This window comes from Pseudomonas sp. GCM10022186, assembly GCF_042656385.1.
GTDB lineage: Bacteria > Pseudomonadota > Gammaproteobacteria > Pseudomonadales > Pseudomonadaceae > Metapseudomonas.
The window spans coordinates 72,399-94,916 of sequence record NZ_JBHSOU010000070.1 but is presented as its reverse complement, the minus strand read 5'-3'; the positions used below and the strand labels follow the sequence as shown (position 1 = coordinate 94,916).

17 protein-coding genes are annotated in these 22,518 nt (G+C 66.8%); 3 read left to right on the top strand and 14 right to left on the bottom strand.

All coding sequences use genetic code 11. The features are described 5' to 3' along the window. Nucleotides 1–53: 53 nt before the first annotated feature. Nucleotides 54–1,964: a 3-dehydroshikimate dehydratase QuiC gene (gene quiC / locus ACFPU0_RS25880; RefSeq protein WP_377696156.1), complete on the bottom strand. Its 1,911-nt coding sequence runs from the start codon at nt 1,962–1,964 to the stop codon at nt 54–56. Between the two features lie 722 nt (nt 1,965–2,686). Between quiC and ACFPU0_RS25875 the strand changes: the two genes are divergently transcribed. Then, entirely contained in the window at nt 2,687–4,024 is a 1,338-nt protein-coding gene (locus ACFPU0_RS25875) for an MFS transporter (protein ID WP_377696155.1), read from the top strand. Nucleotides 4,025–4,922: 898 nt separating this feature from the next. Here the strand turns inward: ACFPU0_RS25875 and ACFPU0_RS25870 are convergent. After that, entirely contained in the window at nt 4,923–5,738 is an 816-nt protein-coding gene (locus ACFPU0_RS25870; RefSeq protein ID WP_377696154.1) for a sugar phosphate isomerase/epimerase family protein, read from the bottom strand. A 263-nt stretch (nt 5,739–6,001) separates the two neighbouring features. Next, a complete protein-coding gene (locus tag ACFPU0_RS25865; RefSeq protein ID WP_377696153.1) occupies nt 6,002–6,778 on the bottom strand; it encodes an IclR family transcriptional regulator in 777 nt (258 codons plus the stop codon). A gap of 512 nt (nt 6,779–7,290) precedes the next feature. Here ACFPU0_RS25865 and ACFPU0_RS25860 point away from each other — a divergent pair. Together ACFPU0_RS25860 and ACFPU0_RS25855 are read left to right on the top strand one after the other, a co-directional pair. Beyond that, on the top strand, nt 7,291–8,556 hold the full coding sequence (locus tag ACFPU0_RS25860) for an OprD family porin (protein ID WP_377696152.1): 1,266 nt from the start codon (nt 7,291–7,293) through the stop codon (nt 8,554–8,556). A gap of 207 nt (nt 8,557–8,763) precedes the next feature. Continuing rightward, nucleotides 8,764–10,473: an FAD-dependent oxidoreductase gene (locus ACFPU0_RS25855; protein WP_377696151.1), complete on the top strand. Its 1,710-nt coding sequence runs from the start codon at nt 8,764–8,766 to the stop codon at nt 10,471–10,473. A 167-nt stretch (nt 10,474–10,640) separates the two neighbouring features. Here ACFPU0_RS25855 and pcaC read toward each other — a convergent pair whose 3' ends face one another. The 11 genes from pcaC to ACFPU0_RS25800 form a co-directional block, all read right to left on the bottom strand. Then, the gene (pcaC, locus tag ACFPU0_RS25850) at nt 10,641–11,036 is read right to left on the bottom strand and encodes a 4-carboxymuconolactone decarboxylase (RefSeq protein WP_377696150.1); all 396 of its coding nucleotides are present in this window, start codon (nt 11,034–11,036) and stop codon (nt 10,641–10,643) included. Between the two features lie 104 nt (nt 11,037–11,140). Beyond that, nucleotides 11,141–11,929 (bottom strand): 3-oxoadipate enol-lactonase, encoded by a 789-nt coding sequence (pcaD, locus tag ACFPU0_RS25845; protein ID WP_377696149.1) that lies wholly within the window; start codon nt 11,927–11,929, stop codon nt 11,141–11,143. 9 nt (nt 11,930–11,938) lie between these two features. Next, entirely contained in the window at nt 11,939–13,300 is a 1,362-nt protein-coding gene (locus tag ACFPU0_RS25840) for a 3-carboxy-cis,cis-muconate cycloisomerase (RefSeq protein WP_377696148.1), read from the bottom strand. Nucleotides 13,301–13,433: 133 nt separating this feature from the next. Continuing rightward, nucleotides 13,434–14,639, bottom strand: coding sequence for a 3-oxoadipyl-CoA thiolase (gene pcaF / locus ACFPU0_RS25835; RefSeq protein WP_377696147.1), 1,206 nt, complete (start codon nt 14,637–14,639; stop codon nt 13,434–13,436). Further along, nucleotides 14,636–15,433 carry a CoA-transferase subunit beta gene (locus tag ACFPU0_RS25830; RefSeq protein ID WP_377696146.1) on the bottom strand — a complete coding sequence of 266 codons (798 nt, stop codon included), beginning with the start codon at nt 15,431–15,433 and terminating at the stop codon, nt 14,636–14,638. The genes pcaF and ACFPU0_RS25830 overlap by 4 nt, the downstream gene beginning before the upstream one ends. Continuing rightward, nucleotides 15,433–16,281: a CoA transferase subunit A gene (locus ACFPU0_RS25825; RefSeq protein WP_377696145.1), complete on the bottom strand. Its 849-nt coding sequence runs from the start codon at nt 16,279–16,281 to the stop codon at nt 15,433–15,435. The genes ACFPU0_RS25830 and ACFPU0_RS25825 overlap by 1 nt, the downstream gene beginning before the upstream one ends. Nucleotides 16,282–16,568: 287 nt before the next feature. Further along, nucleotides 16,569–17,024 (bottom strand): methyl-accepting chemotaxis protein, encoded by a 456-nt coding sequence (locus ACFPU0_RS25820; protein WP_417715042.1) that lies wholly within the window; start codon nt 17,022–17,024, stop codon nt 16,569–16,571. Nucleotides 17,025–17,613: 589 nt separating this feature from the next. Continuing rightward, on the bottom strand, nt 17,614–18,873 hold the full coding sequence (locus tag ACFPU0_RS25815; RefSeq protein ID WP_377696144.1) for an OprD family porin: 1,260 nt from the start codon (nt 18,871–18,873) through the stop codon (nt 17,614–17,616). A 130-nt stretch (nt 18,874–19,003) separates the two neighbouring features. Beyond that, on the bottom strand, nt 19,004–20,218 hold the full coding sequence (locus ACFPU0_RS25810) for a benzoate/H(+) symporter BenE family transporter (protein ID WP_377696143.1): 1,215 nt from the start codon (nt 20,216–20,218) through the stop codon (nt 19,004–19,006). 30 nt (nt 20,219–20,248) lie between these two features. Further along, nucleotides 20,249–21,580, bottom strand: a complete 1,332-nt coding sequence (locus tag ACFPU0_RS25805) for an MFS transporter (RefSeq protein ID WP_377696142.1) — start codon at nt 21,578–21,580, stop codon at nt 20,249–20,251. Between the two features lie 183 nt (nt 21,581–21,763). Continuing rightward, on the bottom strand, nt 21,764–22,518 hold a 755-nt coding region (locus ACFPU0_RS25800; RefSeq protein ID WP_377696141.1), incomplete at its 5' end, for a 1,6-dihydroxycyclohexa-2,4-diene-1-carboxylate dehydrogenase.

Sequence of the window (22,518 nt, the reverse complement as noted above, 5' to 3'; positions counted from 1 at the left end):
GCGGCGGCCGTAAGGAAGCCTGGAGCGGGCAGCGCCCCAGGCTTCCCGTCGTGCTACAGCTTGGCCTTGGCGACCGCACCGCTGCGGGCCTTGGTCATGGCCGCCAGGCGCACCGCGACGTTGGCCGCGCCGTAGCCGGCATAGCCGTTCTTGCGCTGCAGGATCTCGAAGAAGAAGCGCCCCTCGAACGGCTCGGTGTAGACGTGGAACAGCTCGCCGCCCTGGGCGTCGCGGTCATAGAGCACGTTGTAGTAGGCCAGTTCGCTGAGGAACTCGTCGTCGAAATCGAAGCGCGCCGCCAGGTCGTCGTAGTAGTTCAGCGGAATGTCCAGCAGCGGCACACCGGCATCCTTGGCGCGGCTGACCTCGGCGAAGATGTCCTCGCAGGAGAAGGCGATATGGTGGGCGCCGGAACCCCGGTAGCTGGACAGCGCATGGGAAATCGCCGTGTTGCGGTTCTCCGAGATGTTCAGTGGCAGGCGGATGCTGCTGCAGCGGCTGCGGATGGCGCGGCTCTTCACCAGGCCATAGGGGTCCGGCAATACCACTTCGTCGTCGGCCTCGAAGTCCAGCACGCTCTTGTAGAACAGCACCCAGCTGTCCAGGCCGTCGGCCGGCAGCGCCAGGGCCATGTGGTCGATGCGCTGCAGCTGGCCGCCCTGGCTGGCCGCGGGGTCGAGGACGAAGTCGCTGTCATAGATGGTCTGGCCGGCGGGGGCCTGTTCCACCAGGTAGATCAGGCTGCCGTCCGGCGCGCGCACGGCCGGGATTTCCCGCTCGTTGGGGCCCACCAGGCCGCGATAGGGCTGCCCCTTGAATTCGCGGGCGCGCTCCAGGGCGCTGGCACTGTCCTTGACCCGCAGGGCGGTGGCGCACAGCGACGGGCCGTGGGCCTCGAAATAGCCGTGGGCGAAGGAATAGGGTTCGGCATTGAGCACGATGTTGATGTCGCCCTGGCGCAGCAGGCTGACATCCTTGGAGCGGTGCTGGCCGGCGCGGACGAAGCCCAGGCGCTCCAGCCAGCCGGCCAGCCTGGCGCCCTGCACCTCGTCCACGGCGAACTCGAGGAACTCCACGCCGTCGTAGCGGCTGGCCGGCGGCGGCGCGAAGAGGATGTCCAGGTTGGCCGGGGGCACAGGGTCCTTCTCCAGCAATTTGCGCGTCTTCTCTTCCAGGTAAAGCAGCGAACGCAGGCCGTCGGCGGCGTTGGCCCGCGGCGGCGCGGCACGGAAACCGTCGTTGAAGATCTCCAGGGACAGCGGGCCTTTGTAGCCGCTGCGGATGATGGGCGCGAGGAAACCCGCCAGGTCGAACTCGCCCTGGCCGGGGAAGCAGCGGAAATGCCGGCTCCACTCCAGCACGTCCATGGCCAGCAGCGGCGCGTCGGCCATCTGCACGAAGAAGATCTTGTCACCGGGAATCTCGGCGATGCCGCTGGGATCGCCCTTGATGGACAGGGTATGGAAGCTGTCCAGCAGCACGCCCAGGGCCGGGTGGTCGGCCTGGCGCACCAGGTTCCAGACCTGCTGCCAGCTGTTCACATGGCGGCCCCAGGCCAGGGCCTCGTAGCCGATGCGCAGGTTGCGCGCGCCGGCGCGTTCGGCGAGCAGGCGCAGGTCGTCGACAAGGACTTCCTCATCCGGCAAGGCGTCGGCCTGGACGTTGCTGCACACCAGCACCAGGTCGGTGCCCAGTTCCTGCATCAGGTCGAACTTGCGCTCGGCACGGTCGAGGTTCTTCTGCAGGCGGTCGCGGCGGCAGCCTTCGAAATCGCGGAAGGGCTGGAACAGGGTGATGGCTAGCCCCAAGTCCGCGCACATCTGGCGGATCTCGCGGGGACTACCGGCGTAGTAGAGAAGGTCGTTCTCGAAGATCTCGACACCATCGAAACCGGCGGCGGCGATAGCCTCGAGCTTTTCCGGCAGGGTACCGCTCAGGGAGACGGTGGCAATGGAACGCTGCATGCTTCAGCTCCTTGTGGGTGGGCGCGGGAGATACGTGTAGGGGCGAGTTCATTCGCCAAGGGCCGCGAAGCGGCCCCTACAAGTCCCAGGGGCAGACCTTCGGCCTGCTTGGCGAATGAATTCGCCCCTACAAAAGCAGGCGAAGCCGTTTGTTTTCGTAGCTGGATCGATTATTCGCGCGTAAAGTCAGCGCAGCAATTCAAATGTACGAACCAGTTAGTTTTGTGTTCGATTAACGAACAAAAGGCCGGTTATCGAATTGACGCTTTTTCGATCACTGCGCAACATGAACCCCATGTTGCAGGCAACCCGCCGGGTGGCATCACTGCCAGCCCAGTCATCCGACAGGCCCTGCGATGGCAAACCAAGCGTCACATAACAATTTCAAGAAACGGGTACCTGCTCATGCTCGCACTCAAGGTTCTACCAGCCTGCACGCCCCCTTCCCGCTCTCCTTCTGCTACCTCTGCGGCCACGCCGGCCTTGCGGTGCAGTCAGCCGCACTCCGAATAACCCCGGTTGCCCCAGCCCCTCCAGGCCTGGCCTGAAGCCACAACCCGGTCAAACCGCCACAGTATTCCTTCAAGGAAGATTCGCCGGACCCTGGCATGGATCGCCCCTTCGTGCACCGCCGAGAAGGCGTCGCCGAAGCAGGAAGCGGTGGCCGCAACGAGTCGAAGACCGACTGGCGTACCAGTCACAGAACGGATGGCAAAACAACAATGATCCAGTCTCAAACCACCCGCATCGCCCCTGATCCCGCCCTCCAGCAAGGCGGCATGTTCGCCAAGATCCGCGACGCCATGGCCGTCGGCAAGATGCGCTGGGGCATGCTCGCCCTGGTGTTCTTCGCCACCACCCTGAACTACATCGACCGCGCCGCCCTCGGTGTGATGCAGCCCATCCTCGCCGAGAAGATGAGCTGGACGGCGATGGACTACGCCAACATCAACTTCTGGTTCCAGGTTGGCTATGCCATCGGCTTCCTCCTCCAGGGCCGCTTCATCGACAAGGTCGGCGTGAAGCGCGCCTTCTTCCTCGCCGTACTGTTCTGGAGCCTGGCCACCGGCGCCCACGGCCTGGCCACGTCCGCCGCCGGCTTCATGGTCTGCCGCTTCATCCTCGGCCTGACCGAGGCGGCCAACTATCCCGCTTGCGTGAAGACCACCCGCCTCTGGTTCCCGGCCGGCGAACGCGCGTTGGCCACCGGCATCTTCAACGCCGGCACCAACGTCGGCGCCATGGTCACTCCCGCCCTGCTGCCGCTGATCCTGAGTGTCTGGGGCTGGCAGGCCGCCTTCGTCGGCATGGGCTGCCTGGGCCTGGTCTGGCTGGTGTTCTGGTCGATCAACTACTTCAACCCGGAAGAACATCCGCGGGTGAAGCAGAGCGAACTGGACTACATCAACCAGGCGGTCGAACCCGAGCCGGTCAAGGTGCCCTTCTCCCGCATCCTGCGCATGCGCGGCACCTGGGCCTTCGCCCTGGCCTACTCGATCACCGCCCCGGTGTTCTGGTTCTACCTCTACTGGCTGCCGCCCTTCCTCAACCAGCAGTACGGCCTGGGCATCAGCGTCACCCAGATGGGCATCCCGCTGATCCTGATCTGGCTGACCGCCGACTTCGGCAGCGTGGGCGGCGGCATTCTCAGCTCCTGGCTGATCGGCCGCGGCGTCAAACCCATCACCGCGCGCCTGTCCTCCATGCTGATCTTCGCCTGCACCATAGTCGGCGTGGTCTTCGCCGCCAACGCCAGCGGCCTGTGGGTCGCGGTACTGGCCATCGCCCTGGCCGTGGGCGCACACCAGGCCTGGACCGCCAACATCTGGAGCCTGGTGATGGACTACACGCCCAAGCACCTGATGAGCACCGTGTTCGGCTTCGGCGGCATGTGCGCAGCCATCGGCGGCATGTTCATGACCCAGATCGTCGGCGGTGTGCTGACCGCCACCAACAACAACTACGCCGTGCTCTTCACCATGATCCCGGCCATGTACTTCATCGCCCTGACCTGGCTGTACTTCATGGCCCCACGCAAGATCGAACAGGTCGAAGGCTGATCCACCCCTCGCGGAGGCCCGGCCGGGCCTCCGCATTCCCCCTCCCCGCGCCATCTCTCTCCGAATCTCCATTCCGCCCCGTGCACGGAATCGTCAGGTGCGCGGTTGCTTGTAGGGGCGAATTCATTGGCTATGTCTGCGTTAAATGTTGCTAGAACGTCCTGAGCCAAGCTGATTATCGAGCGGACGGCGAGTCCCTGTTTCGCCCTCCCGGGCGAGTCCCTTTCTCAAACGTCGGGATGCCGCACCACAGAAAGGAACCAAAGCGCTTGCCCCTACATCCGGCCCGGCTTCGCCGGGTGACCAGCCTTCGGCTGTTACTGCGTTTCCCTCGCTCCATCGTTGCGCCGGGGGCCCGGCGTGAGGGGCCATCCATGGCCCCGCACGCCACTCGCGGCATCCATGCCGCTCGTCCCCCTCTGCAACGATTCCGCTCGGCCTCCTGACGGGGCGCAGTCGCTGCCCCACCGCTGCGGCACAGGTTCAGACAATGAGCAGGCATCAGGATTGCCGCGCCCGCTCAGGCGCGAGTCACCCCTCTCCCTCCGGGGTGAAGAGGCACGCTTTCGGAAGCACCGCTTCCGGTGCCGATGAACGCCTGAGCGCGAAGCGATCAGGCAGGGGCGCAGGGCGGGGGCCGGGGGAGAGGGAGATGTCAGGCGGGCACGGAGGCCCGAAAATCCCGTATTAGACGCTTCCATTCGGTGCTACAACAGCTAACGCCGACATAGCCAATTCATTCGCCAAGCAGACCGCAGGTCTGCCCCGCGCCTCCCAATGGGGCCGCTGCGCGCCCCTTGGTGGCAGCGGTTGGTTGGCTCCGGCAAGCGGGGTACCGGCGCTAATGGACCCCTTGAAAAAAGAACGCGGCCCAGCCGGCCGCGTGAAGGGTGAACGCTCAGATCCGGTCGATCAGCGTGCGCGCCTTTTCCATCGCGATCCGGGCGCGCTCCAGGGCACTGACACCCTGCACCATCAGCTGGCGGGTGGGAATTTCCAGGCTCAGTGGGATGCTCGCCGGCAAGGTGCGCAGCAGGCCGACCAGATCGCTGTCGCCGTCGCCGGGAAAGCGCCGCTCGTTGCGCGCCTGGCGGAGTATCTCGTCCATGTCGTCCGGGCGCGGGCCGGCCACGTCGCAGAGCTGCGCATAGCGCAGGCGCGCCGGAGCCACCCCGGCCAGGTCGTCGAGGCGCGAAGCCGAGCGATTGAAGTGGAAGGCGTCCACCAGCACCCCGCCGTTGGCGCGGGCGGCGTTCTCGACGATGCGCACGGCCTGAGGCAGGTCGCGGGCGTCGGTCCAGGGCATGAACTCCAGGCTTGGATGAATGCCATAAGGCGTGGCCAAGTCGCAGAAAGCGGCGAAATTCTCGGTCAGGCGCGCCTCGTCAGCATCGTTGCCGGCCACCAGCACCTCGGTCGCGCCGAACTCGGCGCCGACTTCCAGCACCGGCAGGAAGTCGGCGACGCGGGTTTCCGCCTTCAGGCGCAGGATCTCGATATCCAGCACCTTCACCCCGGTGTCGCGCAGGCGCTCCCGGGTCTGGCGGCGCAGCCCGGCATCGGTCACCAGCGGGAAGTGATGTTCCTCGGGCGTAGCCGGAACCAGGCGCAGGCCGACGTGGCTGTATCCGGTCCGTGCGGCAACTTCCACCATGTCCGGTGGCGAGAGTTCGAGGACAGTGAGTGCTGCGAGGGAAAAAATGCGTTCGGTCATATTCTTCTCGGAATCCAGTTCCACAATTGGATTCGCGATATTTAGAACTCTGTTCCATATTATCGCAAGAGGAAAATGACCTGCGGATCGATCAGGCGTCCTGAGCTGAGGAGGTGCAGGAGAAGGAGGTTCTCTGTGGGGGCGATTTCAATCGCCAAGCAGGCCGCAGGCCTGCCCATCCAGCCCCCAAGAGGGCAGCTACGCTGCCCATGGCGAATGAATTCGTCCCCACAATCTAGCGGGTCTCACCGCCTGGGCAGTGCTCAGACGAAGAACTCGGAAGCCTTGCTCGCCGCCGACAGCTCGGCCGTGGCCGCCAGCAGCAGCGGCGCCAGTTCGTGCATGCGATCCTCCGGCAGGCGCGCGGTGGGGCCGGCGACGCTGAGTACGCCGATGGCCTTGCCGGTACCCGGGTCGCGCACCACCGCCGCCAGGGCCGACATGCCCACCGACGAGCTTTCCACAACCCAGGCATAACCACGCTCGCGGGCCAGGCGCAGGCGTTCCAGCAGCTCGATATTGGAGCGCGGGGCGTTGGGACCGAAGTCCTTGCGGTCGGCGACGCCCTGGCGCTCCACCAGCAGCAGCGCCTCGGCGTCGCTCAGACTGGCCAGCCAGGCATGGCCGGAGGCGGTATAGAACAGCGGCGCGTCACGGCCCATGTCCGGGTCGTAGCGCAATCCGGAACGGGCACCCTGGGATTTGACGATCCAGGTCAGGTGGCCGCCGTCGATCACCCCCAGGCGCACCAGCTCCCCGGTCTCCTGGGCCAGACGGTCGAGAATCGGCTGGACGATATCGGCGCCGCTGTTGGCGAGGTAGCGGAACGCCATGGCCACCAGCCGGGTGGACAGCTGGTAGCGGCTGTTATCCGGGTTCTGCCGCACATAGCCGAGGCGGATCAGCTCCGCCAGCATGCGGTGGGTAGCGCTCTTGGGGATTTCCAGCTCATCCGCCAGGGTCTGCATCGGCAAGCCACGCGGGTCGGTGGTGAGGCGTTCCAAGAGATTGAAGGCGCGTTCGATCTGACTACCAGCCATGGGACCTGATCCTGGTGAATGTGCGCCGATTCTAGAAGACAACGCCGCTGGCGAGAAACCTGGAACTTGGACCTTGGGTTGAATCGCTCTCTCTGAAAATGTACGAAATGGTTAGTTTCAGTTCGATAATCGAACAGAAGCGTTTCCCGTGAATTGAATCAGGGGCTGGTGCATCCCACCATCGGCTCCATGGTCGAGGCGCTGCCGCAACCAGCCTGCGATCCCAGCAGCGCCTCGACTTTCCATAAATACAAGAAAGGTCCACGACGATGTTCCAGCCAAGCACTTCCCACGCCTCCCCCGTTTCCGGGTCCGTCTTCGATTGCACGTCTTCCTTCGCCTCCGTCGGTGCGCCCCTGGGCGAACTCCTGCAGCGCTGCATCTCACGCCTGATCGAGCGCCACAAAGCCCGCTGACGCACCCGTAGCCCCAGTTCCGAGCCGCGTTCGCGCACCAGACGCGAAGGGGCGTCTGCGCCCCCGAAAACGACAATTACAGAGGCAAGACCAAGCATGAATTTCTCCAGCCGCCAGCCCTACCTTCCCTGCATCCTCGCCGCCGCCATCGCCGCGGCCGCCCTGCCCGTCCAGGCCGCCGAGGAGCATGGCTTGGTGGAGGACGCCACGGCGACCCTGAACCTGCGCAACTTCTACATGAACCGCAACTTCGTCGGCGACTCCGCCACCCAGGGCAAGGCCGAGGAGTGGACCCAGAGCTTCATCCTCGACGCCAGGTCCGGCTTCACCGAGGGCACCGTGGGCCTTGGGGTCGACATGCTCGGCCTGCTGTCGGTCAAGCTCGATGGCGGCCGCGGCACCAAGGGCACCCAGTTGCTGCCGGTGCATGACGATGGCCGCCCGGCCGACGATTTCGGCCGCCTCGCGGTAGCCGGGAAGATGCGTGTGTCGAAGACCGAGCTGAAGGCGGGCGAGTGGATGCCGGTGCTGCCAATCCTGCGCTCCGACGATGGCCGTTCCCTGCCGCAGACCTTCCAGGGCGGTCAGGTGACCTCGAAGGAAATCGACGGCCTGACCCTCTACGGCGGCCAGTTCCGCGGCAACAGCCCGCGCAACGACGCGAGCATGGAAGACATGTCCATGAACGGCAGGCCCGCCTTCACCTCCGACCGTTTCAACTTCGTCGGCGGCGAGTACGCCTTCAACGACAACCGCACCCTGGTGGGCCTGTGGAATGCCGAGCTGAAGGACATCTACCAGCAGCAGTTCGCCCAGCTGGTGCACAGCCAGCCCATCGGCGACTGGACACTGGGCGCCACCCTCGGCTACTTCACCGGCAAGGAAGACGGCAGCGCCCTGGCCGGCGACCTGGACAACCGCACCTGGTCCGGCCTGTTCTCCGCCAAGTACGCTGCCAACACCTTCTATGTCGGCCTGCAGAAGGTCAGCGGCGACGATGCCTGGATGCGCGTCAATGGCACCAGCGGCGGCACCCTGGCCAACGACAGCTACAACTCCAGCTACGACAACGCCGGCGAGCGTTCCTGGCAGGTCCGCCACGACTTCAACTTCGCCGCCCTCGGCATTCCCGGCCTGACCCTGATGAACCGCTACCTCAGTGGCGACAACGTGCATGTCGGCGCTGTGCGTGACGGCGAGGAATGGGGCCGCGAGACCGAACTGGCCTATGTGGTGCAGTCCGGCGCCTTCAAGGCCCTGAGCGTCAAGTGGCGCAACTCCACCATGCGCCGCGACTGGGGCAGCAACACCAGCTTCGACGAGAACCGCCTGATCATCAACTACCCGCTTTCGTTGCTCTGAATCCTTTGGCAAGCGTGCTTCAACTGCCTCAGCCCGCCTTCTGGCGGGCTTTTTCATGGGCCCTGCCGGCCGGCGCACCCTTCCGATATCGACGCGTATCCAGCCTTTGTGTTCGCTGATCGGCCACTTGCCCGTTGACGGCCTTGGTCGCAGCCGAGGCCAGCCATAGAATACGGAACCACGTTCCACTAATTAAGGAATTGCCCAATGCCTGCCGAAAGCACCACCCAACACCGCCTCGACTGCGACCTGCTGGTCATCGGCTCCGGCGCGGCGGGACTCGCCGCAGCGGTAACCGCCGCCCATCACGGGCAGCGGGTGGTGCTGGTGGAAAAGGAGCCGGTGCTCGGTGGCGCCACCGCCTGGTCCGGTGGCTGGATGTGGGTGCCGCGCAATCCCCTGGCCCGCCGCGCCGGCATCCATGAAGACATCGAGCAGCCGCGCACCTACCTGCGCAACGAACTCGGCGAGCATTTCCGCCCCGAACTGGTGGACGCCTTCCTCGCAGCCTGCCCGGACATGGTGGGCTTCTTCGAACGGCACACGGCGCTGAAGTTCGTCGATGGCAACGGCATTCCCGACATGCATGGCGACACCCCCGGCGCCGCTACCGGCGGCCACCAGGTGATCGCCGCGCCCTACGACGGCCGTGAGGTGCTGGACCTGCTGCCACGCCTGCGCAAGACCATGCGCGAGACCTCCTTCATGGGCATGCCGATCATGGCCGGGGCGGACCTCGGCGCCTTCCTCGCCATGACCCGTTCCCCGTGTGCCTTTGTCCATGTCGCCCGGCGCTTCACCACTCACCTCTACCACCTGGCTCGCTATGGCCGCGCCATGCACCTGGTCAACGGCGTAGCGCTGGTGGCGCGGCTCGCCAGGTCCGCCGCCGACCTCGGGGTGACATTGATGGAGTCCACGCCGGCCCGCCGCCTGCTCCAGGAAGACGGCACCGTGCGCGGTGCGGTGGTGATACGCCATGGCGAAGAGCTGGAGATCCGCGCCAGGGCGGTGGTGCTGGCTGCCGGGGGCTTTCCCAACGACCCGGTGCGGCGCAAGACGATGTTCCCCCGCGATGCCAGCGGCTACGACAACCTCGCCCTGCCCCCGCCTTCCTGCTCCGGCGACGGCCTGCGCCTGGGCGAGTCCGCCGGTGGCGTGGTGGCCGACGACCTGCGCTCGCCGGTGGCCTGGGCGCCGGTGTCAAGGGTGCCCTACCCCGACGGTAGCTTCGGGCACTTCCCGCACATCATCGAGCGCGGCAAGCCCGGCATCATCGGCGTGCTGAAGAACGGCCGGCGCTTCGTCAACGAGGCCGGCGGCTACTATGACTATGTCGACGCCATGCTCAAGGCCGTACCCGAGGGCGAGGAAGCCTGCTCCTGGCTGGTCTGCGATCACCGTTTCCAGCGCCGCTATGGCCTGGGCTTCGCCCGACCGGCCCCGATCCCGCTCTGGCCGCACCTGCGCAACGGCTACCTGAAGCGGGGCAACAGCCTGGCGGAGCTGGCCGAAGCCTGTGGCATCGACCCGGCGGGCCTCACCACCACGGTGGAAGAATTCAACCAGCATGCCCGGCGGGGCGAGGACCCGGCCTTCGGCCGCGGCGGCACGCCCTTCAACCGCCGCAGCGGCGATGCGCTGCACCGCGGCCCGAACCCATGCGTCGCGCCCATCGAACAAGGCCCCTTCTACGCGGTGAAGGTGCAGCCCGGCTGCTTCGGCACCTTCGCCGGCCTGCGCACCGACGGCAACGCCCGGGTACTGGACGGCCAGGGCCGCCCGATTCCCGGGCTCTACGCCGCGGGCACCGATATGGCCAGCGTGCTCGGTGGGCACTACCCCTCCGGCGGCATCAACCTCGGGCCGGCGATGACCTTCGGCTATATCGCCGGCAAGCATGCGGCGGGGGTTTGAAGCCCTTCCTGTGTGAGGGCGATTTCAGTTGCCGAGCAGGCGCCGCTGCATCCGGGGGCAACTACGTTGCCCTTGGCGAATGAATTCGCCCCTACAAGGACCACGCGCCCCTAATGAAAAACGCCGCCCGGATGCGTGGTCCGGGCGGCGTTCTGTCTTGCGCTGGATCAGCCTTGCAGCGATTCCACCCCAAGCTCGTCCCACACGGCCTCGGCCAGGTGGAAAGTGGCGTTGGCCGCCGGGATGCCACAGTAGATGGCGCTCTGCATGATCACTTCCTTGATCTCGTCACGGGTCACGCCATTGTTCTTCGCGGCGCGCAGGTGCAGCTTCAGCTCGCCCTCGCGGTTCATGCCGATGAGCATGGCGATGGTGATCAGGCTGCGGGTATGGCGCGGCAGGCCCGGGCGGGTCCAGATATCACCCCAGGCATGGCGGGTGATCATCTCCTGGAACTCTTCGTTGAACGGCGTCAGGTTCTGCAGGCTGCGGTCCACATGGGCATCGCCCAGCACCGCGCGGCGCACCTGCATGCCGGCTTGGTAGCGTTCTTTTTCGTCCATACGGAAATCCTCTAGGTGGGGGCCGTAGGAGCGAGCTCTGCTCGCGAACGTCTCGCAAGCAAGAGCTTCGCGAGCAGAGCTCGCTCCTACAGAAGAGATGGAGATCAGGCGCTGAGGAAATCCAGCACGCGCTCGCTGAAGGCGTCGCCGGCCTGCACGTTGGACAGGTGTGCGGCGTGGAACTCCACCAGCTCGGCGCCGGCAATGCGCTCCTGCATGAAGCGGCCATGCGAGGGGGTGGTCACCGGGTCACCGCTGCCACAGACGATCAGTGTGGGCGCGCGGATGGCGCCCAGTTGCTCGCGGTAGTCGGCGTCACGAACCGCGGCGCAGTTGGCCGCATAACCCTCGGGCGAGGTCTGCGCCAGCATGCCGACAATGGACTCCACCTTGGCCGGCTCGGCCTCGGCGAATTCCGGGGTGAACCAGCGGGAGATGGAGGCATCGCGCAAGTCGCGCATGGCCTGGGCGCCACCGGACAGCACGGTGTCGATGCGCGGATTCCAGACTTCCGGGCTGCCGATCTTGGCGGCGGTGTTGCACAGCACCAGGCGCTCGATGCGCTCGGGAGCGTTGATCGCCAGCCACTGGCCGATCAGGCCGCCCATGGACAGGCCGCAGAAGCTGGCCTTCTGGATATCCAGGGCGTCCAGCAGGGCCAGTACGTCGCGGCCCAGTTGCTCGATGCTGTAGGGCCCTTCGCTGACCAGGGACTGGCCATGGCCACGGGTGTCGTAGCGCAGCACCTGGAAGTGCCGGGTGAAGGCCGGGATCTGGACGTCCCACATGTGCAGGTCGGTGCCCAGGGAGTTGGACAGCACCAGCACCGGCGCACCGGCCGGGCCTTCGAGGAGGTAGTTCAGGTCGCCATCGGCGAGACGTACGGCAGGCATGGAAAACTCCTAGCGCGAGAAATTCTTGTGGTCGGCAATGGCGCGCTCTACCCAACGGCGCGCCTGGCCAAGGTAATGGGCCGGGTCGAGCAGGCGGTCCAGCTCGGCGGCGGAAAGCTGTGCGCTGACTTCGGCGTTGGCACCCAGCACCGCTCGCAGGTGGGCGCTCTCCTTCACCGCCTGGCGGCAACACTGCTCCACCAGGTGATGGGCGGCGTCGCGGCCGATGCGCTGGGCGAGCGCGATGCTCACCGCCTCGGCCAGCACCAGGCCCCGGGTCAGGTCGAGGTTGCGGCGCATGCGCGCGGCGTCCACTTCCAGGCCCGGCACCACCAGCAGCGCCTGCTGCAGTGCGCCGGAAACCAGGCAGCAGAGTTCCGGCAGGGTCTCCCACTCCGCGTGCCAGAGGCCGAGGCTGCGCTCGTGCTCCTGGGGCATGGCGGCGAACATCGTGGAGACCAGGCCCGGCGCGCGGGTGGCGGCGCCGATCAGCACGGCGGCGCTCACCGGGTTGCGCTTGTGCGGCATGGTGGAGGAACCGCCCTTGCCGGGAGCCGAAGGTTCGAAGACTTCGCCGGCCTCGGTCTGCATCAGCAGGCTCAGGTCACGGCCGAGCTTGCCCAGGCTGCCGGCGATCAGGCCCAGCAGGCTGGCGAATTCCACCAGGCGGTCGCGCTGGGTGTGCCAGGGTTGGTCGGGCAGGTCCAGGTCCAGCTCGCGGGCCAGAGCTTCGGCCACCGACCAGGCCTGCTCGCCGAGGGCGGCCAGGCTGCCGGAAGCGCCGCCGAACTGCAGGCAGAACAGGCGCGGCTTCAGCTCGGCCAGGCGCTGGCGATGGCGGGTGACGGCACCCAGCACCCCGGCCAGCTTCATGCCGAGGGTTACAGGGGTGGCCTGCTGCAGCCAGGTGCGGCCAGCCAGCGGCGTATCGGCGAAGCGTTCGGCCTGCACCGCCAGGGCGTGGGCCAGGCCGGCGAGGTCCTGCTCCAGCAGTTCGGTGGCGGCGCGCAGTTGCAGCACCAGGCCGCTGTCCATGGCGTCCTGGCTGGTGGCGCCCAGATGCACATGGCGTTCGGCTTCCGGGCTCTGGGCGGCGATGCGCTTGCCCAGGGCCTTCACCAATGGGATGGCGGAATTGCCGGCCGTGGTGATGGCCAGGGCCAGCGCGGAATGGTCGTAGAGGTCGGCCTTGCAGGCAGCCTCGATGGGCGCCACGGCTTCAGCGGGAATCAGCCCCACGCTCGCCTCGGCGCGCGCCAGGGCGGCCTCGAAATCCAGCATGCCTTGCACCCGGCCGCGGTCGGAAAAGACCGCGCGCATGGCGGGCGCCGTGAAGTAGGCATCGAAGAGTTGGTTGCTCGGGCTGTTCAAGCCAGTGCTCCGGAATTCGGGATGGTGTTTCGTTGTATAGCAGTCAGCCGCGCGGGGCCAGCGTTTGCCGCATGGAACGGCCGGTGCGCGCGGCGCACCCTACGGTAGGGGGTGCCGTGCGCACCAGGAGGCATCAGACGCGTTCGATGGCCAGGGCCAGGCCTTGACCCACGCCGACGCACATGGTCGCCAGGCCCAGCTTGCCGCCGGATTTCTCCAGCTGGTGCAGGGCGGTCTGGACCAGGCGCGCGCCGCTGGCACCCAGGGGGTGGCCGAGGGCGATGGCGCCGCCGTTGGGGTTGACCTTGTCGCTGTCGTCGGCGATGCCGAGCTCGCGCATCACGGCCAGGCCCTGGGCGGCGAAGGCTTCATTCAGTTCGATCACGTCGAAGTCGCCGATGGCCAGGTTCAGGCGCTCCATCAGCTTGCGCACCGCCGGTACCGGGCCGATGCCCATGACGCGCGGAGCGACGCCGGCGCTGGCCATGCCGAGCACTTTCGCACGCGGGGTCAGGCCGTGCTTCTTCACCGCGTCGGCGGAGGCCAGGATCAGTGCCACGGCGCCGTCGTTGACACCCGAGGCATTGCCGGCGGTGACGGTCTTGCCTTCACCGTTGACCGGCTTGAGCTTGGCCAGGGCTTCGAGGGTGGTGTCGGGGCGCAGGTGCTCGTCCTGGTCGACCACGGTCTCGCCCTTCTTGCCCTTGATCACCACCGGGACGATTTCCTCGGCGAAGAAACCTTCGGCCTGGGCGCGACCGGCGCGCTGCTGGCTGCGCAGGGCGAACAGGTCCTGGTCCGCGCGGGAGACCTGGTAGTCGTCGGCGACGTTGTCGGCGGTCTGCGGCATGGCGTCGACGCCGTACCGGGCCTTCATCAGCGGGTTGATGAAGCGCCAGCCGATGGTGGTGTCCTCGATCTTCTGGCTGCGACCGAAGGCGCTGTCCGCCTTGCCCATCACATAGGGCGCGCGGGACATGGATTCCACGCCGCCGGCGATGGCCAGTTCCATTTCACCCGAAGCGATGGCGCGGAAAGCGCTGCCCACCGCGTCCATGCCCGAGGCGCAGAGGCGGTTCAGGGTCACGCCGGGGATGGTTTCCGGCAGGCCGGCCAGCAGCAGCGCCATGCGCGCCACGTTGCGGTTGTCCTCGCCGGCCTGGTTGGCGCAGCCAAGGAAGACCTCGTCCAGCTGGTCCCATTTGACCTGGGGGTTGCGCTCCACCAGGGCCTTGATCGGGATGGCGGCCAGGTCGTCGGCACGTACCGGCGCCAGGCCGCCGCCGAAGCGACCGATGGGCGTGCGGATGGCGTCGCAGATGTAGACCTCGCGGCTCATTCCTCACCCCCTTGTTGGCCGTGGGCAGCGGCGGTGCGGGCTTCCAGGGCGCGCAGCGCGGTCAGCTCGACTTCGTTCGGGGCCGCGGTCTCGGTCACGTCCGCAGCGAAGCGGATGGCCCAGCCGGTGTTCTCGACCACCTGCTCGCGGGTCACGCCCGGGTGCAGCGAGGTGACGATGAATTCGTTGGTGCCGGCTTCCGGTTCCATGATGCAGAGGTCGGTGATGATCGCCACCGGGCCCTTGCCGGGCAGGCCCAGCTGCTGGCGGTGGTCGCCGCCTTCGCCATGGCCGACCGAGGTGATGAAGGCCAGCTTGTCGACGAAGGTGCGGTGGGACTGCTTGAGGATGATCAGCACTTCCTTGGCGGAACCGGCGATTTCCGGTGCACCGCCGGCGCCCGGCAGGCGCACTTTCGGGCTGTTGTAGTCGCCGATCACAGTGGTGTTGATGTTGCCGAAGCGGTCCACCTGGGCGGCGCCGAGGAAGCCGACGTCGATGCGCCCGCCCTGCAGCCAGTAGCGGAAGATCTCACCGGTGGGCACCACGGTGTCGGCGGTTTCGGCCAGTTCGCCATCGCCGATGGACAGCGGCAGCACGCTGGGCTTGGCGCCGATGGGGCCGGATTCGTAGATCAGCACCACGTCCGGGGACGAGGTCAGGCGCGCCAGGTTGGCGGCCTTGGACGGCAGGCCGATGCCGACGAAGCAGACGGCGCCGTTCTTCAGGCGACGGGCAGCCGCCACGGTCATCATTTCATTGGTGCTGTAGTCACGGGTGGATTGAGCGCTCATCACTTGGCCTCCGCAATTTTCTGCTGGAACTGGGCGAAATCGGCAGTGCCGAGGATGTATTCGTCGATCCAGGCAGTGAAGGTTTCGCGGTCGCGGGCGATCGGGTCCCAGGCCTGGTAGAAGCGGTTGTCGCGCTCGTAGTAGCCGTGGGCGTAGGACGGATGGGCGCCGCCGGGGACATGGCAGACGGCGGTCAGGGCCCAGGTGGGCAGGACGCAGGCGTTCATCGGCGCGTTCAGGTCGTCGACTATCTCTTCCACGGTGACGATGCAGCGCTTGGCCGCCAGGGCCGCTTCCTTCTGTACGCCGAGGATGCCCCAGAGCAGCACGTTGCCCTTGCGGTCGGCCTTCTGCGCATGGATCACGGTGACGTCCGGGCGCACCGAGGGCACCGCCGCCAGTTGCTCGCCGGTGAAGGGGCACTGGATGAACTTGATGTTCGGGTTGACCTTCGGCAGGTCGGAACCGGCGTAGGCACGCAGCACGGCGAACGGCAGGCCCGAGGCGCCGGCGACGTAGGAGTTGGCCAGGTCGGCATGGCTGTGCTCGTCGATTTCCAGGGCGTTCGGCCACTGCTTCTCCACCGCGTCACGCAGGCGGTGCAGCGAGCCCACGCCGGGGTTGCCACCCCAGGAGAAGGTCAGCTTGCGCGCGCAGCCGGCACCGATCAGCAGGTCGTAGACCAGATCGGGGGTCATGCGTACCAGGTGCAGGTCTTTCTTGCCCTGGCGAATGATCTCGTGGGACGCGGCAGTGGGAATCAGGTGGGTGAAGCCTTCGAGGGCTACTTTGTCGCCGTCGTTGATGAAACGCTCGACGGCTTCGCGGAGGGAAATGATTTCAGCCATGGTCGATCTCGTGTTGTTATCCAGGGCGTTGGGAGCGCCGGGTGAGGAAAAAGTAACCCTGCCCCACCCCCGAAACAATCCGATAATCGACTATTCGTGCGGTTATCGAACAGATGTATACCTTGCTACCGATTGTCCCTCTCTCTGCTCAGGTCCTGCTGTTCCTGTGGGGGCGAGTTCATTCGCTGAGCAGGCCGAAGGCCTGCCCTACGGAGCCTCCCTGGGGCAGCTGCGCTGCCCTTAGCGAATGAATTCGCCCCCACAAGCAAGAGCAGAGCGCCCCCTATTCACACCTTCTCCATCACGCCGGCCATCCGCTGCGCCAGGGCCCGCTGGTCCGCCAGGCGCTGATTGATGCGCTCGACGATCTCCACCCGTGCCGCCGCCCCGGCACGCATCTCGTCCATGGCGTCCAGCGCCGCGTTGGACTTCTCCAGCCCTGCGCGGGTGGAGCCGCCGACATGCTCCATGCCCGCCCGCGCATCGAGGGCGGCCTTCTGCAGCCCTTCGGCGATCAGGCGGATCTGCCCGCTGGACTCGTTGGCCCGCAGCGACAGGTTGCGCACCTCGTCCGCCACCACGGCGAAGCCGCGCCCGTGGGCGCCGGCACGTGCCGCCTCGATGGCGGCGTTGAGCGCCAGCAGGTTGGTCTGCTTGGCGATGTCCTGGATGCTGCCGACTATGGCGCCGATACGCACGGACTGGCTGCCCAGCTCGTTGAACACCTGGCCGATGTGCGCCATGTAGGCGTCCAGTTCGGCGATGGCGCCCGCGGTGGCCCGCATGCTCTCGGCGCCGAGCTGGACCTTCTCGCTGGAAGAGCGGGCCAACTGGTTGGCGTATTGCATGTCCGCCTCGCACTGCAGGATGGCATCGAGCAGTTCGGCCAGGGGGCCTTGCAGCTGGACGGCAGGGGCAGTGCGCGCGGGTTCCGCTACGGTTGCGCTGACCGCCTGGACCACCGGCGTCGGCACCGGCACCTCCACGCGCACCTCGACCAGCCTGGGCGGCTGCAGGTGGTACAGCAGGCCGCCGGCGGCGATGCCGAGCAACGACAGGACCAGCAGCCAGGCGTTGTCCAGATAGAAGGCGATCAAGCAGAACAGGCCGCCACTGCCGAGCAGCAACGCGGCCGCGCATTCGCGGGACATGGAAGGAGACTCCATTTGACGTCGATCGGAAAAAAATTCTGTAGGGGCGAATTCATTCGCCAAGGGCAACGCAGTTGCCCCCTCTGGGCCTGAACAGGGCAGGCCTCCGGCCCGCCTGGCGATTGAAATCGCCCCTACAGGTAAAGCAGGCCGTGCCCATGGCGGGCAACGGCGCTCGGAACTAGAACAGCGTCCAGGTGTAGGACAGGATCAGGCGGTTCTCGTCGATGTCGGTGCGGTAGTTGGAGCGCGCGGTGACATTGCGCACGCGCACGCCCAGGCCCTTGAGGGCGCCGCTCTGGAAGGCGTAGCCGATATCCAGGTCGCGCTCCCAGTCCTTGCCCTCGAAGCCCTGGCCGGTGTCCACGTTGTCGCCGGTGATGTAGCGGGTGCTGGCTACCAGGCCGGGGATGCCGAGGGCAGCGAAGTCGTAGTCGTAGCGGACCTGCCAGGAACGCTCGTCGGCGAAGGCGAACTCGTAGGTGGGTACCTCGTTGCCCAGCGGGCTGACGTTGGCGAAGACGCGCGGGAAGGAGCTGTCGCCGTAGATGGCCTGGTAGCCGATGAAGAAGGTATGGCCGCCGCGCTTGGCCGAGAGCAGGGAATAGAAAGCCTGGTTGTCGATCTCGCCGATCAGCTGCTTGCCGTCCTCGCTGGAGTCGAAGTAGCCGATATTGGCGCCCAGCACCCAGTTGCCCATCGGCTCGCTGTGCTTGAGGCCGAAGAAGCGCTGGTCGTAGATGTCCTCCAGCTGCGCGTACCAGGCACTCAGGGTGGTGCGGTTGGCGTTGAAGGCATAGTCGCCGCCGGCGTAGTTGAAGGCGTCCGCCGAGGCCTGGCGCTGCGGCAGGTGGCCGAGCATGGCCTGGATCCTGTCGTCGCCGGCCTCGTTGCGCAGGCTGGTGCTGTTCAGGTGGCCGGCCTGCAGGGTGAGGCCGGCGATTTCGCCGGAGGTGAGGCTGGCGCCCTGGTAGCTGGGCGGCAGCAGGCGGATATCGCTGAACACCAGCACCGGCAGGTTGGGTTGCAGCTCGCCGACTTTCAGCTCGGTCTTCGACACGCGCATCTTGCCGGCCACGCCCAGGCGGCTGTAGTCGTCGGCGGCTTCGCCGTCTTCCTGCACCGGCAGCAGGCCGGTGTTCACCCGGTCGGGGCTGCTGTCGAGCTTGATGCCGAGGGTGCCGATGGCGTCGATGCCGAAGCCCACCGGGCCGGGCGTGTAGCCGGACTTGAAGTTGAGGATGAAGCCCTGGGCCCATTCCTCGGCCCTGGACTGCTTGTTCGGGCCGACGATGTCGGAGAAGTCGCGGCTGAAGTAGTAGTTGCGCGCCTGCAGGGTGGCGGTGGAGCCGGCGATGAAGCCCGACTCGGCGGCCTGGACCAGGCCGGCGCCCACGCCGGCGGAAAGCAGTACACACAGCTTGCTCGTGTTGTTGGTCATGACGTCACTCTTGTTTTTATTGGGAAAAAACTCCCCCCGCGGGCCCTCTGACGGGGCTCGGCACGCAAACGGGGGAAAGGATGGCGCCGGCCGCGAACAGCTCTCGCGGTCGGCCCGGCGCCGGGCTCGTTCAGGGGTTGGGTTCCAGTACCTCCTCCTGTTCCGGAGTTGCCTCGGGTGCGCGGCGCGCAGTCAGCAGCAGATGGGCGACGATGCCGAAGATCAGCCCCCAGAACGCCGCCGACAGCCCGAGGAAGGACATGCCCGACGCGGTGACCAGGAAGGTGATCAGGGCCGCCTCGCGGTCCTCGGGGACCGCCATGGAACCGGCCAGGGCGCCGGCGATGGCGCCGAACAGCGCCAGCCCCGCCAGCGCGGCGATCAGCTCCTTGGGCAGCGCGGTGAAGATCGATACCAGGGTGGCGCCGAAGATGCCCAGCAGCAGGTAGAACAGCCCGCCCACCACGCCGGAGACGTAGCGTTTGGCCGGGTCTTCATGGGCCTCGCGGCCGGTGCAGATGGCCGCGGTGATGGCCGCCAGGGTCAGGCCATGGCAGCCAAAGGGCGCCAGCAACAGGCTGCCCAGGCCGCTGGCGGAGATGATCGGACTGGCCGGTGTCGGGTAGCCGGCATTGCGCAGCACCGCCACGCCGGGGACGAACTGGCCGGTCAGGGCCACCATCACCAGCGGCAGGGCGATGTTGAACAGGCCATGCCAGGTGAATTCCGGCGTCACCCATTCCGGGGTGGCGAAGCCGATCACCAGGGCCGCGGCATTGAGCTGCCCGCTACCGGCGGCGATGGCGCAGCCCACCAGCAGCACCGCCATTACCGCGTAGCGCGGCGACAGGCGCCGCACCAGCAGGTAGGTGAGGAACATGGCCATCACCATCAGCGGTTCATCCTTGAGGGAGGTGAACAGCCGGGTGCCGAAGCTGAACAGGATGCCTGCCAGCATGGCCGCCGAGATCGCCGCCGGCAGCTTGCCGACGATACGGTCGAAGGCGCCGGACAGGCCCACCAGCAGGATGATGGCGTTGGCCATCACATAGGCCCCCACCGCCTCGCCGGCACCGATGCCCGGCAGCATGGACACCAGCAGCGCCGAGCCCGGCGCCGACCAGGCGATGATCACCGGCACCCGGTAGCGCAGGCTGAGGACGATCCCCAGCACCCCGCTGCCGATGGAGATCGCCCAGACCCAGGAGGACAGCAGCTCGGCCGGCATGCCGCCGCTCTCCGCCGCCTGGAACACGATCACCAGGGGACCGGCGTAGGAAATCATGGTGGCGATGAACCCCGCCACCACGGCGGACAATGAACAGTCCTTGAACAAGCTGCGCATGCTGCCTCCAGGCCAGTGTCGCGAACGGGATCAGCCCTGTGCGGCGGTCACCAGGGGCGCCGCCTTGGGTTGGCGCTGGTGGACGAAGCACATGGCCAGGGCGGCGATGGCACCCGGGATGGCGAAGGCCATGAAGTTGAGCTGCAGCGGCAGGTTGATGCCCAGCAGCGCGCCACCCAGCAGCGGCCCGACAATGGCGCCATTGCGGCCGATGCCGGAGGCCCAGCCCAGGCCCGTGGAGCGGAACGCCAGGCCGTAGAACTGCGCGGCGGTGGCATAAAGCAGGATCTGCGTGCCGATGGTGGTGGCGCCGGCGATGCCGATCAGCAGGTAGAGCACCGGTGTCGGGCTCTTGAAGCCCAGCAGGCTGATGGACAGCGCTGCGACTACGAAGAAGGCCACCACTACCTTTGGCAGGTTGAAGCGATCCCCCAGGAAGCCACCGGCGATGGCGCCGAACATGCCGCCGAAGTTCAGGGCGAGCAGGAAGGACAGGCTGGAACCCAGGCTGTAGCCGGCGTTGGCCATCAGTTTCGGCAACCAGGAGCTGAGCGCGTAGACCATCAGCAGGCAGCAGAAGAAGGCCACCCAGATCATCAGGGTGCGCAGGCCACGACCTTCGCGGAACAGCTCCAGCACCGGGGTGCCCTGCACCTTCACCTCGCTCAGCACCAGTTCATCCCGGTCACCGATGCCGGCCTGCGGGTCGAGGCGCTTGAGGATGGCACGGGCCTGGTCGACACGGCCCTGGCGCAGCAGGAAGCCGACGGACTCCGGCAGGTACCAGAGGATCAGCGGCAGCAGCAGGAGCGGCAGCAGCGCGGCGAAGAACATGGCTTCCCAGCCGAAGCGCGGCAGCATGTAGATGCCGACACCGGCCGAGAGCATGCCGCCCAGGGAATAGCCGCTGAACATGATGGCGACCAGTGTGCTGCGCAGTTTCTTCGGCGCGTACTCGTTCATCAGCGCCACCACGTTGGGCATCAGCCCGCCGATGCCCAGGCCCGCCATGAAGCGGCAAATCCCGAACTCGGTCGGGGTGCTGGCGAAGCCGTTGAGGACGGTGAAACCGGAGAAGAGCACGAAGCAGATGGCGATCCCCTTCTTGCGGCCGATCTTGTCGGCCAGGGAACCGAACACCAGCGCGCCGAACATCATGCCGAACAGCGCATAGCTGCCCAGGGCGCCGGCCTGTAGCGGGGTCAGGCCCCATTCTTTCATCAGTACCGGTAGGACCACGCCGTAGATGAACAGGTCGTAGCCGTCGAAGATGAGCAGGAGCGCGCACCAGCACATCACCATCCAGTGGAAGGGCGTGAAGCGCGCATTGTCGATGATCTCGTGTACGTCGAGTTTTCGCATGGCGTTGGTCTCTTTTGTTGTTTTTGTGCAGTAACCGCATGGACGGGCGCGTGACGGTGCCCGGCCGGTGATGCTCTTGCTCTGGCTGTGATGGGTATCGCTTCGCTCAACCCATCCTACAAACGCACCGGGGCCCCGTAGGATGGGTTGAGCCTGCGATACCCATCGTCGCAGCGTTGATCTTCAACCCAGGTCACCGCCACCCACCGGCAGGGTCACGCCGGTGATGTAGGAGGCTTCGTCGGAGGCGAGGAAGAGGATCGCCCCCACCTGCTCGTCGATGGTGCCGTAGCGTTTCATCAGGCTGCTGTCGACCGTCTGGTCGACGATCTGCTGGTACCAGACCTTTTCCTGTTCGCTCTGCTGCGCCGTGTTGCGCGGGATGCGCCGCGGCGGTGCCTCGGTGCCGCCGGGAGCGGTGGCGTTGACGCGGATGCCACGGCCGGCGTTCTCGAAGGCCAGGCAGGCGGTCAGGGCATTCACCCCGCCCTTGGCGGCGCCGTAGGGCACACGGTTCACCCCACGGGTGGCGATGGAGGACACGTTGACGATGGCGCCCGCGCCCTGCTCCAGCATGTAGGGCAGCGCGGCGTGGCAGCACCAGAGCGTCGGGAACAGCGAACGGCGCACCTCGGCCTCGATCTCGTGCCCCTGGTAATGCTCGTAGGGCTTGGCCCAGATGGTTCCGCCCACGTTGTTGATGAGGATGTCCAGCCGGCCGAAGCGTTCCACCGCGGCGGCGGCCACGCGATGGCACTCGGCGAAGCTTTCGAGGTCGGCGGTCAGGGCCAGCAGCTCAACGCCGGCGCCCAGTTCGTCCTGCAGCTCGAAGACCAGCTCGGAGCGGTCCACGGCAACCACCCGTGCCCCCTCCTCCGCCAGCCGCTCGGCCACCCGGCGGCCGATACCCTGGGCCGCGCCGGTGACCAGCGCGACCT

What these genes read in the sequence shown, in the direction of transcription:
- quiC (WP_377696156.1), bottom strand. Translation starts at nt 1,964, where the DNA reads ATGCAGCGTTCCATTGCCACCGTCTCCCTGAGCGGTACCCTGCCGGAA.
- ACFPU0_RS25875 (WP_377696155.1), top strand. Translation starts at nt 2,687, where the DNA reads ATGATCCAGTCTCAAACCACCCGCATCGCCCCTGATCCCGCCCTCCAG.
- ACFPU0_RS25870 (WP_377696154.1), bottom strand. Translation starts at nt 5,738, where the DNA reads ATGACCGAACGCATTTTTTCCCTCGCAGCACTCACTGTCCTCGAACTC.
- ACFPU0_RS25865 (WP_377696153.1), bottom strand. Translation starts at nt 6,778, where the DNA reads ATGGCTGGTAGTCAGATCGAACGCGCCTTCAATCTCTTGGAACGCCTC.
- ACFPU0_RS25860 (WP_377696152.1), top strand. Translation starts at nt 7,291, where the DNA reads ATGAATTTCTCCAGCCGCCAGCCCTACCTTCCCTGCATCCTCGCCGCC.
- ACFPU0_RS25855 (WP_377696151.1), top strand. Translation starts at nt 8,764, where the DNA reads ATGCCTGCCGAAAGCACCACCCAACACCGCCTCGACTGCGACCTGCTG.
- pcaC (WP_377696150.1), bottom strand. Translation starts at nt 11,036, where the DNA reads ATGGACGAAAAAGAACGCTACCAAGCCGGCATGCAGGTGCGCCGCGCG.
- pcaD (WP_377696149.1), bottom strand. Translation starts at nt 11,929, where the DNA reads ATGCCTGCCGTACGTCTCGCCGATGGCGACCTGAACTACCTCCTCGAA.
- pcaF (WP_377696147.1), bottom strand. Translation starts at nt 14,639, where the DNA reads ATGAGCCGCGAGGTCTACATCTGCGACGCCATCCGCACGCCCATCGGT.
- ACFPU0_RS25830 (WP_377696146.1), bottom strand. Translation starts at nt 15,433, where the DNA reads ATGAGCGCTCAATCCACCCGTGACTACAGCACCAATGAAATGATGACC.
- ACFPU0_RS25825 (WP_377696145.1), bottom strand. Translation starts at nt 16,281, where the DNA reads ATGGCTGAAATCATTTCCCTCCGCGAAGCCGTCGAGCGTTTCATCAAC.
- ACFPU0_RS25820 (WP_417715042.1), bottom strand. Translation starts at nt 17,024, where the DNA reads ATGGCGCACATCGGCCAGGTGTTCAACGAGCTGGGCAGCCAGTCCGTG.
- ACFPU0_RS25815 (WP_377696144.1), bottom strand. Translation starts at nt 18,873, where the DNA reads ATGACCAACAACACGAGCAAGCTGTGTGTACTGCTTTCCGCCGGCGTG.
- ACFPU0_RS25810 (WP_377696143.1), bottom strand. Translation starts at nt 20,218, where the DNA reads ATGCGCAGCTTGTTCAAGGACTGTTCATTGTCCGCCGTGGTGGCGGGG.
- ACFPU0_RS25805 (WP_377696142.1), bottom strand. Translation starts at nt 21,580, where the DNA reads ATGCGAAAACTCGACGTACACGAGATCATCGACAATGCGCGCTTCACG.